Annotated in this window: 13 protein-coding genes; 6 read left to right on the plus strand and 7 right to left on the minus strand. The window is 62.6% G+C overall.

Annotation, left to right across the window (positions count from 1 at the left end):
• Positions 1 to 198: 198 nt before the first annotated feature.
• From DCO57_RS12895 to gloB, 4 genes are all read right to left on the minus strand, one after another.
• Complete coding sequence (locus tag DCO57_RS12895; protein ID WP_116699325.1) at positions 199 to 876, minus strand: hypothetical protein; 678 nt, start codon at positions 874 to 876, stop codon at positions 199 to 201.
• A gap of 717 nt (positions 877 to 1,593) precedes the next feature.
• The gene (locus tag DCO57_RS12905; protein ID WP_116699327.1) at positions 1,594 to 2,046 is read right to left on the minus strand and encodes a cupin domain-containing protein; all 453 of its coding nucleotides are present in this window, start codon (positions 2,044 to 2,046) and stop codon (positions 1,594 to 1,596) included.
• Positions 2,047 to 2,100: 54 nt separating this feature from the next.
• Positions 2,101 to 2,316 (minus strand): hypothetical protein, encoded by a 216-nt coding sequence (locus DCO57_RS12910; protein WP_116699328.1) that lies wholly within the window; start codon positions 2,314 to 2,316, stop codon positions 2,101 to 2,103.
• Between the two features lie 123 nt (positions 2,317 to 2,439).
• A complete protein-coding gene (gene gloB / locus DCO57_RS12915) occupies positions 2,440 to 3,222 on the minus strand; it encodes a hydroxyacylglutathione hydrolase (RefSeq protein ID WP_116699329.1) in 783 nt (260 codons plus the stop codon).
• 150 nt (positions 3,223 to 3,372) lie between these two features.
• Here gloB and DCO57_RS12920 point away from each other — a divergent pair, with 150 nt between their 5' ends.
• Positions 3,373 to 4,155, plus strand: a complete 783-nt coding sequence (locus tag DCO57_RS12920; protein WP_116699330.1) for a class I SAM-dependent methyltransferase — start codon at positions 3,373 to 3,375, stop codon at positions 4,153 to 4,155.
• Positions 4,156 to 4,203: 48 nt separating this feature from the next.
• Here DCO57_RS12920 and metW read toward each other — a convergent pair whose 3' ends face one another.
• Both metW and DCO57_RS12930 read right to left on the minus strand, forming a co-directional pair.
• Positions 4,204 to 4,836 (minus strand): methionine biosynthesis protein MetW, encoded by a 633-nt coding sequence (metW, locus tag DCO57_RS12925; RefSeq protein WP_116699331.1) that lies wholly within the window; start codon positions 4,834 to 4,836, stop codon positions 4,204 to 4,206.
• Entirely contained in the window at positions 4,833 to 6,047 is a 1,215-nt protein-coding gene (locus tag DCO57_RS12930; protein WP_116699332.1) for a homoserine O-acetyltransferase, read from the minus strand. Before DCO57_RS12930 ends, metW begins: the two co-directional genes overlap by 4 nt.
• 196 nt (positions 6,048 to 6,243) lie before the next feature.
• Here DCO57_RS12930 and DCO57_RS12935 point away from each other — a divergent pair, with 196 nt between their 5' ends.
• Genes DCO57_RS12935 through DCO57_RS12945 form a run of 3 tightly spaced genes read left to right on the plus strand, consistent with a single transcriptional unit; the run spans position 6,244 to position 9,208 of the window.
• On the plus strand, positions 6,244 to 7,134 hold the full coding sequence (locus DCO57_RS12935; RefSeq protein ID WP_208977934.1) for a chorismate mutase: 891 nt from the start codon (positions 6,244 to 6,246) through the stop codon (positions 7,132 to 7,134).
• Positions 7,131 to 8,267 (plus strand): histidinol-phosphate transaminase, encoded by a 1,137-nt coding sequence (locus DCO57_RS12940; protein ID WP_116699334.1) that lies wholly within the window; start codon positions 7,131 to 7,133, stop codon positions 8,265 to 8,267. The genes DCO57_RS12935 and DCO57_RS12940 overlap by 4 nt, the downstream gene beginning before the upstream one ends.
• Before the next feature lie 17 nt (positions 8,268 to 8,284).
• Positions 8,285 to 9,208 carry a prephenate/arogenate dehydrogenase family protein gene (locus tag DCO57_RS12945; RefSeq protein WP_116699335.1) on the plus strand — a complete coding sequence of 308 codons (924 nt, stop codon included), beginning with the start codon at positions 8,285 to 8,287 and terminating at the stop codon, positions 9,206 to 9,208.
• Positions 9,209 to 9,215: 7 nt separating this feature from the next.
• Here the strand turns inward: DCO57_RS12945 and DCO57_RS12950 are convergent, their stop codons facing one another.
• Positions 9,216 to 10,076, minus strand: coding sequence for a polyprenyl synthetase family protein (locus DCO57_RS12950; protein WP_244287942.1), 861 nt, complete (start codon positions 10,074 to 10,076; stop codon positions 9,216 to 9,218).
• Between the two features lie 383 nt (positions 10,077 to 10,459).
• Here DCO57_RS12950 and DCO57_RS12955 point away from each other — a divergent pair, with 383 nt between their 5' ends.
• Both DCO57_RS12955 and DCO57_RS12960 read left to right on the plus strand, forming a co-directional pair.
• Positions 10,460 to 11,680, plus strand: coding sequence for a cyclopropane-fatty-acyl-phospholipid synthase family protein (locus tag DCO57_RS12955; RefSeq protein ID WP_116699336.1), 1,221 nt, complete (start codon positions 10,460 to 10,462; stop codon positions 11,678 to 11,680).
• A gap of 248 nt (positions 11,681 to 11,928) precedes the next feature.
• Complete coding sequence (locus DCO57_RS12960) at positions 11,929 to 13,149, plus strand: cyclopropane-fatty-acyl-phospholipid synthase family protein (protein WP_116699337.1); 1,221 nt, start codon at positions 11,929 to 11,931, stop codon at positions 13,147 to 13,149.
• Positions 13,150 to 13,194: the final 45 nt, after the last annotated feature.

Consider the following 13,194-nt stretch of genomic DNA (forward strand, 5'->3'; position numbering starts at 1 on the left):
AAGTCATGGCTCACATCCTCTTGAAACGATCCGCGCCGCGCCATTCATTGTCGCGGTTGCGGGACAAGAGCATGGACGTCATGTCCATGGTTGTTGTCGATTGCCACCTCCCGGTGTGGAGCCACCGAACGGCAGCAGGCGGGTGGCGTAAGGGGACCGGGTGCCCGGGCAAAATCGCGCCAGGCACCCGGTCCGCGATCACGCTTCCATGTCCTGGCCGGGCCAGTAAGCGTAGAAGTTCAGATTCTGCATAACACCAACAGCCTGACCGTAGCCTTCAGCTGTTCGTTCTTTAACCAGCGCGGAAGTGGTGGCATGTCCTCCAAATCCGATTCCGCCAAACGAGTATCCGTCCGAGTTGTAGTAGTTGACTCTATAGGTTTCCCAGCCCGTCAAGCCCTCGACGTCTTCCGGGTGCTGGATTGTCAAGGTTCCATCCTTGAGCGCCTTTTGGAAAGACGGGTCATCGGCGTGGAGTTCTTTTAGGCCGGCGAGGACAGTTGCCTGGAACGTTTCCTCACTGACCTCCTCGAAGGAGATGAGCGTGTAGCTGGCCGCCGACCCAACGCGGTCGCGAATGGCTTCAGGCAGGTCCTCGCGCGACATCGTAGCGGTCTCGAAATATGTCACGTCACCTTTGGTCACTTTCCGGGCTTCGGTCGGAGCAATTCTCGAGGGATCCACAGACGTCAGTTCGGCGATCCTGGTCATGGCTTCCGAAGCCTTGGCGCTCAAGGAACTGCTGCCAAAATTCAGCAGGTTGTTCCCAGTTGGCGCAGCAAATCCAACTGTCGCATTTGTTGCAGCCGGCACGGCGCTCTGGAACAGTTGCAGGGCGGTCTGGGCGGTCGAATTGACCGGACTGAGAGAGGTCATGGCTCACATCCTCTTGAAACGAACCCGCACAGCAACAGTCATTGTTACTCGAGCAGGGCAAGGGTGTGGGCGTCATGCCCATGATCGCTATGATTGCATACGTGCTTTAAGAAGTGGTTAAGACCTGTAAATTTTGCGAATAACGTTTTGGGGGAATTTTACCGCGCAAACCTGGTGATGAATGCCAAAAAGGGGGCCGGGAAAATTGCCGGCCGCTCACAACCGGAGGGCAACAAATCCAGTTGTTCATGTCTGCGGTGACACTGCAGGTAGAGGTGTCATCATCGTATCCACAGGCCTCGGCTGAACCTGCATTCCTGTTCCGTGGCGCTTCATGGATACCCCCGACCGAAGGGGCGGCATTCGGGACGGACCATGCCCGGAAACAGGCGACCCCGGGCGCCGGAGGATCTGTCCGGCGCCCGGGGGCTGTCGCGAATCTGAAAGGCATGTGGGCCGGATACTGAATGGGCGACCGGGGGGGGAGCCGCCTGAAAACTGGTGTCAGCATCCGGCCCGGGAGGCCAGGGGCATTCCAGAGGCTATTGGGGTCAGGCCAGTCCGATGAAGGACAGGATAACGCCGACGACGACCACGAGACCGACGAGATAAATGATGTTGTGCATTTCGCTCTCCTTGTTCTGAAGTGAGAACGTGCGAGCCGCAAAAAGGTTCCTGATCCCTCATGATTTCAGGCGAATTGCGGAAATGCCCGGATCAGGCGGACGCGCCGCCCGGCTCCCAGCCTTCAGGCGCCATCTCAAATCCCTCGAACCGGAAGCCCGGCGCCACCGTGCAGCCCACGAGCGTCCAGGATCCCAGCGAGCGCGCCTGTTGCCAGCCGTCGCGGGGAACGATTCCCTGCGGACGCTGACCGGCAATCAGGTCGTTGCCCAGTGTGTGGATCTGTCTTTCCCGGCCATCGGGGCTTATGGAGAGTTCCAGGGGCGCGCCTGCGTACCAGTGCCAGGTCTCGACCGCATCGACCCTGTGCCAGCGGGACAAGACGCCTTCCGGCAGCAGGAAATAGATGAGTGTCGATGCCGCCCGGCCGGTGCCGTCGGTCTTTTCGTCCCGGAAGGTTTCGGCGTAAAAGCCGCCCTCCGGATGCGGCTGCATCCGCAGGAGGGCGACAACCTGTTCGGCGCTCATGGGCGGGCTGGCGGGCATATGCTGTCTCCTGATGGGCCAGGTGGGTACGAGCGGGCCCCGGGTGCGATCCGCTCAGGCGTGTCCGGCTTCCGTGCAAAAGGCCAGATCGTCAATGGTCTCGCGCAGGGCCGCGACAACTTCCTCATAGAGCAGCTGCATGTCCAGCCTGTGTCCGCCGCCATGCTGCAGCGGAATGGACTCCACCTGGCTGACAATACGGCTGACCACGTCCCTGGCCCGCTGTTCCGCCGATCGCGAGAGATGATTCTGACTGTCCGAAAGTGTCATGTATTTGCCCCTTCATGATCACAACACATGTGCATATGGGGGCAGATACCGGGGTTTTAAGTCCAGCGCGCAAGAAAAATATTCTTCGCGGCAAGGTTGCGAACGCCCGGCAAAGAACACGGCTCAGGCGTTGTCCTTGCGTGTGCGGATTTCGGTGAAAATCTCGGCGGCCGATTTGCCGGTCATGCCAAGAGCGGCTGCCACGGAAGGCTCTCCGGCGCGCAGAAACGGGTTGGTCGCCTTTTCCCGCGCCATGGTGGTCGGCAGGGTCGGGGCGTTGCGGGACCGCAATTCCGCCACTTCCCGGGCGCGGGCCTGCAGGTCCGCATTGTCAGGCTCGATGGTCAGGGCGAATCTGGCATTGGCTTCGGTATATTCGTGTCCGCAATAAATGACGGTGTCGTCGGGCAGCGTTCGCGCCAGCTTGGCAAGGGACGACCACATCATCTCCATGTCGCCTTCGAACACACGGCCGCAACCGAGCGAGAACAGGGTGTCGCCGGTGTGGGCCATCCCGATGGACGGGATGTACCAGGTAATCTGGTCGAGCGTGTGCCCGGGGGTTGCGAGCGCCTTGACCTCATAGGGGCCGCACAGCACATCGTCGCCGTCTTCCACGGTGCGGTCCAGTTCGGCGAGTTTCAGGCGGGATCGCTCCGGCCCGAATACCACCGCCCCGGTTTTCTGCTTGAGCTCTCCGAGCCCCTGTACATGATCCCAGTGGTGGTGGGTGATGAGAATATGGGTGAGGGTCCAGCCCTTTTCCTGCAGAGCCTGCTCATAGGGACCCGCATCGGGCACGTCGATGGCAATTGTCGCCCCGCTGTCGGTATCATGAACGAGCACACCGAAATTCTGGTCGAGGCAGTTGAACTGATGGATTTGCGTGGTGTCGCTCAAGGCCATGAAAAGGCTCCTGCAATGAGTGTCTGATGGAAACGTACAGTGTCAAAGAGAGGGCCGGAGAGCAAGGCAAGAGAGCTTGCGCTTTTGCCTCGTTGCCTGTTCAATCGCGACCGGCTGTAACCTCAAGGGCATGGATAGGCTCACGACCTGATGTATCTCGACGTCGTCCATCTGCGCGCTTTTTACGATTTGCCGCTCGGCCGGCTGCTGCGCGGCCTGATCGGGACCCCCATCCGCAAGATGTGGCCGGATCTGCAAGGCCAGAGCCTTCTGGGCATCGGGTATGCCGGGCCCTTCATGCGGCCCTATCTCGACCGGGCCGAGCGGGTGATCGCGGCGATGCCCGCGCCCCAGGGCGCCGTTCCCTGGCCACGGGAAAGAAACAGCAGCGCCTGCGCCCTTGTCGAGGATGACGCCCTGCCGTTTCCGGATGCCTATTTCGACCGGATCCTGCTGGTTCATGCGCTGGATCACTGCGCGGACCCCACCGCGCTGTTGCGGGAAGCCTGGCGTGTCCTGGCACCCGGCGGCCGGCTGATCGCGGTGGTGCCCAACCGGCGCGGCCTGTGGGCGCAATCGGAGCTGTCGCCTTTCGGTTACGGGCGCCCCTACTCGGGCAGCCAGCTCAGGGACCTTCTGAAAACCTGCCAGTTCAATGTCGTGGAGGACAGGGAGGCCCTGTTCATGCCGCCGTCCAGGGCGCGCTTCATTTTGCGGGCGGCGCGTACCTGGGAAGCGATCGGCCGCAGGATGTGGCCCGCCTTCGGCGGCATTCTGATCATGGAAGCGGAGAAAGTGGTTTTCCAGAGCCTGCCCGCCGACGGCAAGAAAAGCCGCTTGAGAGCATTGCGGCCGGTGTTCCTTCCCGAAGGGGTCGCGACCGGGCTGAAACCGCTGCGAGCCGTGCGCGGGACGGCGCACCCGAAGCGCTGACCGGGACTGCGCTCCTGTCCGGGAGAATCAGGCGGTGCGTCCGCGCGCTCATCGCTTCAGCAGAAAGACCGCCTGTTCGGCAACCAGGTTCCAGACCCACCACGGAGCGTTGACCGGGATCTTGTTGCCCTTGCCGCTGAGGGCGACCGCCTTTTCGACATCGGCGTCCAGCTCGTGACACAGCGCCACGAAATCCCTCAGCGAACAGAAATGAATGTTCGGCGTGTCATACCATTCGTAGGGCAGATATTTGGTCACCGGCATGCTGCCGCGGAACAGCAGCTGGGCGCGGTTGCGCCAATGGGCGAAATTGGGGATCGACACGATCACTTCCTTGCCGATGCGCAGAAGTTCGCTCATCACCCGTTTCGGTTCGCGGGTCGCCTGCAGGGTCTGGCTGAGAATGGCGACATCGAACGCCCGGTCCGGATAATCGAACAGGTCGGTGTCCGCATCGCCCTGGATGACCGAAAGGCCCCGGGCGACGCAGCGGTTGACGCCTTCCTGGGAAAGCTCGATGCCGCGTCCGTCCACCTGCCGTTCCCGGGTCAGCAGATCCAGCAGCGCGCCGTCTTCCGAGCCGATGTCGAGCACACGGGCTCCGTGCGGCACGAGCGAGGCCACCACCTTGTGGTCGCCGCGGATCTCGCCGGGCCCGGTTCTGGTCGGTGACAGGTTCATGGCCGGGACCCCGCCGTTTCGCCAGGCGCGGGCAGGCCGCGGACCCGGGCCGCGCCGGTGATGAACCCGTTGATGGTCTGGAACATTTCCGGGACATCCAGAAGGAAGGCGTCGTGCCCGCGATCGCTTTCGATCTCGACAAAGGACACATTCGCGGCCGCGGCGTTCAGCGCCTTGACGATCCGGCGGCTTTCGGACGTCGGGAACAGCCAGTCGGAGGTGAAGGACATGACGCAGAAACGGGTTCTGGTGTTCTTGAAGGCATTCGGCAGCGATCCGCCGAATTCCTGCGCCAGATCGAAATAGTCCATCGCGCGGGTTACATAGAGATAGGAATTGGCGTCGAAGCGGTCGACGAAGGTCATGCCCTGGTGGCGCAGGTAGCTTTCGATCTGGAAATCGGCGTCGAAACCGAATGTCAGGTGATCCCGGTCCTGAAGGTTGCGGCCGAATTTCTGGTGCAGGGATTCGTCCGACATATAGGTGACATGGGCTGCCATGCGCGCGATCGCAAGACCCTTGGTCGGGCGGACGCCTTCCTGGATGTAGTTGCCGCCGCGCCAGTCCGGATCGGCCATGATCGCCTGGCGGCCGACCTCGTGAAAGGCGATGTTCTGCGACGTGTGGCGGGCAGCCGCGGCAATCGGCACGGCGGCAAAGACCCGATCGGGATAGCTGACCGCCCATTGCAGCACCTGCATGCCGCCCATGGAGCCGCCGATCACCGCGAAGAGCGTGTCTATCTGCAGATGATCCAGCAACCGCGCCTGGGCGCGCACGATGTCGCGGATGGTCACCACCGGAAGGTCCAGCCCGTAGGGAACGCCGGTCTCGGGGTTCAGGGTTGCCGGGCCTGTCGTGCCGAGACAGCCGCCCAGCACATTGGCGCAGATGACGAAATAATGATTTGTGTCGATCGGCCTGCCCGGACCGACCATCAGGCTCCACCAGCCGGGCTTGCCGGTCACCGGGTTGGTCGATGCGGCATACTGGTCGCCGGTCAGGGCGTGGCAGACCACGACGGCATTGGTCCTGTCCGCATTCAGCTCGCCATAGGTCTCATAGGCGATCTGCCAGGGGCCGAGCCGCACCCCCGAATCCAGCTCCAGTGCCTCGTCGGCGGAAAATCGGGCGAGCTTGCTGGACGGCGTTTCGGATTCGCTGGCCTTCAGATTTTCGGCGGCAGCGGAATTGACGGTATCAGCGGACATGGCTTTTGAATTTGCTCTTTATCGTTCCGGGTGAATTTCCTGACCGATTGCAAAGTTCAGGGCTTGGCGGGTGCGCCAATCAGACTGGCGACCTAGCCGCGCGACGCGGCCGGAGTCAATGTTTTCTTTTGCGTTTGAGCGATCACATGCCTATGACTATGCGCCGCTGAACCGAAAAAAAAGGCCGGAGCCTCACATGTCTCAATTGCCGGACAGCGGACTGGCGCTGGACGAGTTGCGAACGCGAATAGACGCGATCGACGCACGTATTCACGCTGCCCTGATGGAGCGCGCGCAGGCAGAATCCGGATTCGCCGCCGCATCCCTCGCCGCGGGCGGAACAGGCAGTCTCTTTCATCCCGAACGCGACGCGGACATGATGCGCCAGATGGTGGAGCGGCATCAGGGAGACCTGCCGCTGGTCACGGTGGAGCACCTGTGGCGCGACATCATCTGTGCCTGCACCAGCCTTCAGTCGGATACGGCCGTCCATCTCGACGGCAGCGCCGAGCTGATCGACATGCTGGATCTGGCGCGGTTCTACTTCGGATTCTCGGTCGAACTGGTTCCCGGCAGCGATGCGGCCGATGTCGTCGGCGCCGTGGCCGGGGAGCCGGGCAACCTGGGTCTCGTCGCCCTGACCGACCGCGCGGAACTGCCCTGGTGGCGGGAACTGAGCGAGGCCGGCGCCCTGGTGCGGGCGCGTCTGCCCTTCGTGGTTCTGGACGAACGGCCGGCCGATCTGCCGGCCCTGGTCCTGGCCAGGGCCGACAGTCTTGTCGACAACGCCGATATTGCCGTTTATGACGCCCGCTGGACGGATATCCTGCCCGGAAAGCTGATGGACGAGGGGATCGAGGTGCTCAGCTTCTTCCGGTCCGCAAGAGGGGTGGATGCGCTGCTTGCGATTTCCGGCGACCTGCCGGAAGAGGACGTTCTCAAGGCCTGCGCGGCAGCGGGGGCCGAACCGGAGGTCCTGAGACGCGTCGGCGGATATGCCGCGCCGATCGACGGCAATGGCGATCCGGACGAAACATTCGAACCCGAAGATGCTTCCGGATCCGGAGAAGGAAGCGCTTGCGGATGACCGGGAAGGCAACAGTGACACAAGCGGAAGACACAGGGGCAAGGCGCCCCCGCCCCCGGGCGGGCGTTCTGGATATCGCGGCTTATGTGCCGGGAAAATCGAAGGGTACGCACGGCAGGACCCTGCACAAGCTCTCGTCAAACGAAACGCCGCTGGGCACCAGCGCCGCGGCCAGGGCCGCCTTCGAAGATGTGGCCGGCACGCTGGAGCTCTATCCGGACGGGTCCGCCTCGGAATTGCGCGCGGCCATCGGCGATGTCTACGGGCTCAATCCGGAGCGGATCATCTGCGGCGCCGGATCGGACGAGGTCCTGAGCCTGCTTGCCTACGGCTATCTCGGACCGGGTGACGAAGCGATCTATTCCGAACACGGTTTCCTGGTTTACGACATTGCCATCCGCGCAGCGGGCGCCACGCCGGTGATCGCTCCCGAAACCGACCTGACGACGGATGTCGACGCGATTCTGGCCCGGGTGACGGACAGGACGAAAATGGTGTTCATCGCCAATCCGAACAATCCGACCGGCACCTATCTGCCCTTCGAGGAGGTCCGGCGTCTGCATGAGGGCCTGCCGGCCGATGTGCTGCTGGTGCTGGATGCGGCCTATGCGGAGTATGTGCGCAGAAACGATTATGAAAGCGGCCTCGAGCTTGCCGCGACCGCCGACAATGTGTTCATGACGCGGACCTTTTCGAAGATTTACGGTCTTGCCAGTCTGCGTCTTGGCTGGGGGTTCGGCCCGGCGCATGTGATCGATGCCCTGAACCGTATCCGCGGACCGTTCAATGTTTCCGGCGGCGCCATCGCCGCGGGCATTGCGGCGGTCAGGGACCGGGAGTTCGTGGCGCGATCGGTGGAGCACAACGAAAAATGGCTCCCCTGGCTGACCTCCGAGCTTGAATCGCTCGGTCTCGGGGTGACGCCGAGCGTCGGCAATTTCGTGCTGATCCACTTTCCGGACCAGGACGGCAAGCGGGCGGTGGAAGCGGATGCCTATCTTCTGGAGCGCGGCTGCGTGCTGCGTCTTGTCGGCAACTACGGGCTGCCGAACGCCCTGCGCATGTCCGTCGGTTCGGAAGACGCCAACCGGACTGTCGTCGCGCATCTGAAAGATTTCCTGGCATCAGTCTGAAAGCACCACGAGTAAACATGACCGGTTCCCCCATCTTCGAACGCCTGGCCCTCATCGGGATCGGCCTGATCGGTTCTTCCCTCGCGCAGGCCGCCCGCCAGCGCGGTCTGGTCGGGGAAATCTCGATTTCCACCCGTTCGCCCGAGACGCTGCGCCGGGCCGAGGAACTGAAGCTCGGCGACAGCTATTCTCTGGATGCGGCCGTCGCGGTGGAGGGGGCCGATCTGGTGATCCTGTGCGTGCCGGTCGGCGCGAACGAAGCTGTGGCGAAATGGATCGCTCCGGCCCTGAAGAAGGGGGCCATCCTGACGGATGTCGGCTCGACCAAGGGGTCCGTGGTGGAACAGGTCAGTCCGCATGTGCCCGAGGGCGTGCATTTCATTCCCGGTCACCCGATTGCCGGGACGGAGGAATCGGGGCCGGATGCGGGATTTCCTTCCCTCTTCGAACAGCGCTGGTGCATCCTGACCCCGCCGGAGGGCGTGGACGAGCAGGCGCTGGAAAAACTCAGCGCCTTCTGGCGCGGCTGCGGGTCCGATGTGGACCGGATGGATGCCAGGCACCACGATCTGGTGCTGGCCATGGTGTCGCATCTGCCGCATCTGATCGCCTATAATATCGTGGGGACCGCCGACGATCTGGAGACCGTCACCAAGTCGGAAGTGATCAAGTATTCGGCGTCAGGCTTTCGCGACTTCACCCGTCTTGCCGCATCCGACCCGATCATGTGGCGGGATGTCTGCCTGAACAACAAGGACGCGATCCTGGAGATGCTGTCCCGGTTTTCCGAGGACCTGTCCGCCCTGCAGCGGGCCATCCGCTGGGGCGACGGACAGACGCTGTTCGATCTCTTCACCCGCACCCGCGGTATCCGCCGGTCGATCATCGAGGCGGGTCAGGAAACCGACGCGCCGGACTTCGGCCGGCACGTCAAGGACTGACAGAAGTTCAATTCGTGCGGTTGACGATGTACCCGGCAAGCGCCGTCAGGGTGTCCGCCTTCGGACCGTAGGGCGCCAGAAGGGTTTCGGCTTCCTGCAGCAGACGGCCGAGTTCCTGCCGCGTTTTTCCGGTCCCCCACAGACCGACCAGGGTCGCCTTGCCCGCCTCCGCATCCTTGCCCGTGGCCTTGCCAACGGTTTCCGGGCTTGCCTCCACATCCAGCAGATCGTCGGCCAGCTGGAAGGCAAGGCCCGTCAGCTCGCCGAAACGGGTCAGCCGGTCGATGTCGGCTTGTGAGGCATCGGCGAGAATCGCGCCCGCGCGGCAGGCATGACGCAGCAGGGCGCCGGTTTTCATGGACTGCAATTGCCGGATGTCCCTTTCCGAGCGGTCGCGATGCTCGGAGTCCAGGTCGAGCATCTGGCCGCCGGCCATGCCGCCGATGCCGGCGGCGCGGGACAGCTCCCGGCAAAGCCGCAGGCGGACGGCCGGGTCGGGGTGCACGGTTTCCTCGCAGATCACGTCAAAGGCCATTGTCAGCAGCGCGTCGCCGGCCAGGATCGCCGCGGCCTCGTCATAGGCCTTGTGGACCGTCGGCTGGCCGCGGCGCAGATCGTCGTCGTCCATGGCCGGCAGGTCGTCGTGGACCAGCGAATAGCAATGGACAAGCTCAACGGCACAGGCGGCCTGCAGCATGCCAGGGTCGGTCCGCCCGAACAGCCTGGCTGTTTCCAGAACGAGGACAGGCCGCAGGCGCTTGCCGCCATTGAGCGCGCCGTGGCGCATGGCGGCGAGAAGGCGCGGGGGGCGCAGGGACTCGCCGGTCAGGGGGGGCGCGCTCAACAGGCGGTCGAGAACAGTCTCCACATTTCCGGCCTGAACGGCCAGCCGCTGCTGCAATTCAAGGGTCACGAGGGGCTCCAGGCGTATCAGAGACTGTTGGAAACAAGGGCTTGATCCCGGTTTGGCAGCACATGGCGTCTGCCGGGCAGGCAACCGCGCGGAACCGGGTTGTCCTTCGACCTGCCGCGACGGGCAAGTCCGGCCCGGGAGGTCGGCAAAAGCCCGGTGTCAGCGACGGTTTGGCGATGCCTGGGTGTTGCTCGCGGCAGGGGCCGGGGAGACGATTTCGGGCAATGGTTCCCCTGAAATCCGGTCCTGGCGTGATAAAATCGACCTACAGAATATTTGACAGTGTTTCGATTGCTTAGCAATTTTGAGACTTCGCTTTCTTTTCGAGGAGCCGTCTTATGAAGCTGCTGTCGAAACTTCTTCGGTCAGTTATCAAACGTGGCCGGTTGCGTGTTTATGATGCCGCCGGTGCTCTCCATGAATTCGGGCCCGGAGAAGACGGCCCGACTGTAACCATCCGGCTGCATGATAAAAAGCTCCACCGGGCGCTTTTTTTCAACCCCGAACTGGCGGCGGCGGAGGCCTATATGGACGGCACGCTCACCCCGGAGGAAGGCTCCACCTGCTATGACCTCCTGCATCTGGTTTTCATAAACGACGATCCGGTCGACACCCATCCGCTGGGAAAGCTGCTCCCCGTGCACTGGGAAGCCCTGAGACGGTACCTGCATCTGAACGGCGTGGAGCGGGCGAAGGAGCAGGCCCGGCGTCACTACGACCTCTCTGCGGAGCTCTACAGGCTGTTTCTGGACGAGGGCATGAACTACAGCTGTGCCTATTACACCGATCCGGAGAACAGCCTGGAAGCCGCCCAGGCGGCGAAGCTGACCCATCTTGTTGCCAAACTGAACCTGGAACCGGACATGGAGGTGCTGGAGATCGGTGGCGGCTGGGGATCGCTGGCCATTCGCATGGCGCAGGCCGGGGCGCGGGTGACCTCGCTCAACGTGTCGCCGGAACAGGTGAAGGTGGCCGAAGCGCGCGTCAGGGATGCGGGGCTGGAAGACAGGATCACCTTCGTTCTGAAGGACTACCGGGAATACGAGGGGCAGTTCGACCGCATCATCTCCGTGGGCATGATGGAACATGTGGGCATGGGGCAGCTCGACGCCTATTTCGGCAAGGTGCGCGATTGCCTGACCGAAGGCGGCTATGCGGTCATCCACTCCATCGGGCGGATGACGCCACCGGGGATCACGGGGCCGTTTATCAGCAAGTATATTTTCCCAGGTGGCTACGTGCCCGCGCTGTCGGAAGTTTTCGCCTCCACCGAACGGCTCGGGTTATGGGTCTGCGACGCGGAGATCCTGCGGCTGCACTATTACTACACCATCCGGGACTGGCGCCGCCGGTTCGAGGCCAGGCGGGAGGAGGCCGCCAAGCTATATGATGAAACCTTCTGCAGAATGTGGGAGTTTTATCTGGGGGCCGTCGAGCTGGGATTCCTGCACGGTTCCAACATGGTGTTCCAGCTTCTCCTGTCGAAGGAACGGGACGCCGTGCCGATCGTCCGCGACTTCATGGTCGACAACGAACGGAAGCTGAATGGCGAGGTGTAACCTGCCTCTCCGGCATTCAGCGCTTGCGGGGCCGCTTCGCACCGGCTGCGAGGCGGTCCGCCGCCCTGACCCCGGTTCCGGCCGTCCGTTGTGCGGCGGCATCACCCAAAAGGGCGAACGATAACTTTTGCATTGACCGGGTTCCCCCGAAAGCAATTGCCTGTATCGTCAAGGCTCGATTTTTTTAAAGAATACGGGTGGATCGGCCCTTTGGCATATTCAGATCCAGCATTTCGGAGAATGACCTTATGAGACTGTTGTCGAGCCTGCTGCGATCCTTCATCAAGCGCGGGCAAATGCGGGTAATCGACGTTGCCGGGACGGTGCACGCCTTCGGGCCCGGCGAAGACGGTCCGACGGTGACCATCCGGTTGCACGACAAGGCCCTTTACCGCTCCCTGTTTCTCAATCCCGAACTGGCGGCCGGGGAAGCCTATATGGACGGCACGCTGACCATGGAGGAGGGGTCGACCTGCTACGATTTCATGTTCCTGTTCTCCATCAACCGGGCTCCGCTCGGGGCAAATCCGGTTCAGGGCCTGCTGCGCAAGGGCTGGAAGCTGTTCAGGAGGCATCAGCAGAAGAACAGCGTGGAGCGGGCCAAGTCCCAGGCGCGCCATCACTACGACCTGTCGACGGAGCTCTACAGGCTGTTCCTGGACGAGGGGCTGAACTATTCCTGCGCCTACTACCGGGACCCGGAAGAGCCGCTGGAATCGGCCCAGGCGGCAAAACTGAACCATCTTGTGGCCAAGCTCGATCTGGAACCGGACATGGAGGTGCTGGAGATCGGCGGCGGCTGGGGATCGCTGGCCATTCGCATGGCGCAGGCCGGGGCGCGGGTGACCTCGCTCAACGTGTCGCCGGAACAGGTGAAAGTGGCCGAAGCGCGGGTCAGGGACGCGGGTCTGGAAGACAGGGTCACCTTCGTTCTGAAGGACTACCGGGAATTCGAGGGCCAGTTCGACCGGATCATCTCGGTCGGAATGATGGAACATGTCGGCATAGGCCATCTCGATGCCTATTTCGGTCAGATCCGCAACTGCCTGACCCGGAGCGGTTATGCCGTCGTTCACTCCATCGGGCGCATGACCCCACCGGGCACCACCGGCCCCTTCATCCGCAAATATGTTTTTCCCGGGGGCTACGTGCCCGCGCTGTCGGAAGTTTTTGCGTCTACCGAACGGCTCGGGTTATGGGTCTGCGATGCGGAAATCCTGCGATTGCACTATTACTACACCATTCGGGACTGGCGCCGGCGTTTTGAAGACAGGCGCCCGGAGGTCGCTGACCTCTATGATGAAGCCTTCTGCCGGATGTGGGAGTTTTATCTGTGTGCCGTCGAGTTGGGGTTCCTGCACGGATCAAACATGGTGTTCCAGCTTCTCCTGTCGAAGGAACGGGATGCCGTGCCGATCGTCCGGGATTTCATTGTCGATAACGAACGGGAATTGAATGCCAAGGTGTAACCTGCATCTCGAGTACTCACTGATTGCCGGACCGCTTCGCCACCC

Source organism: Labrenzia sp. 011, from assembly GCF_003075075.1.
In the GTDB taxonomy this organism is placed as follows: domain Bacteria; phylum Pseudomonadota; class Alphaproteobacteria; order Rhizobiales; family Stappiaceae; genus Roseibium.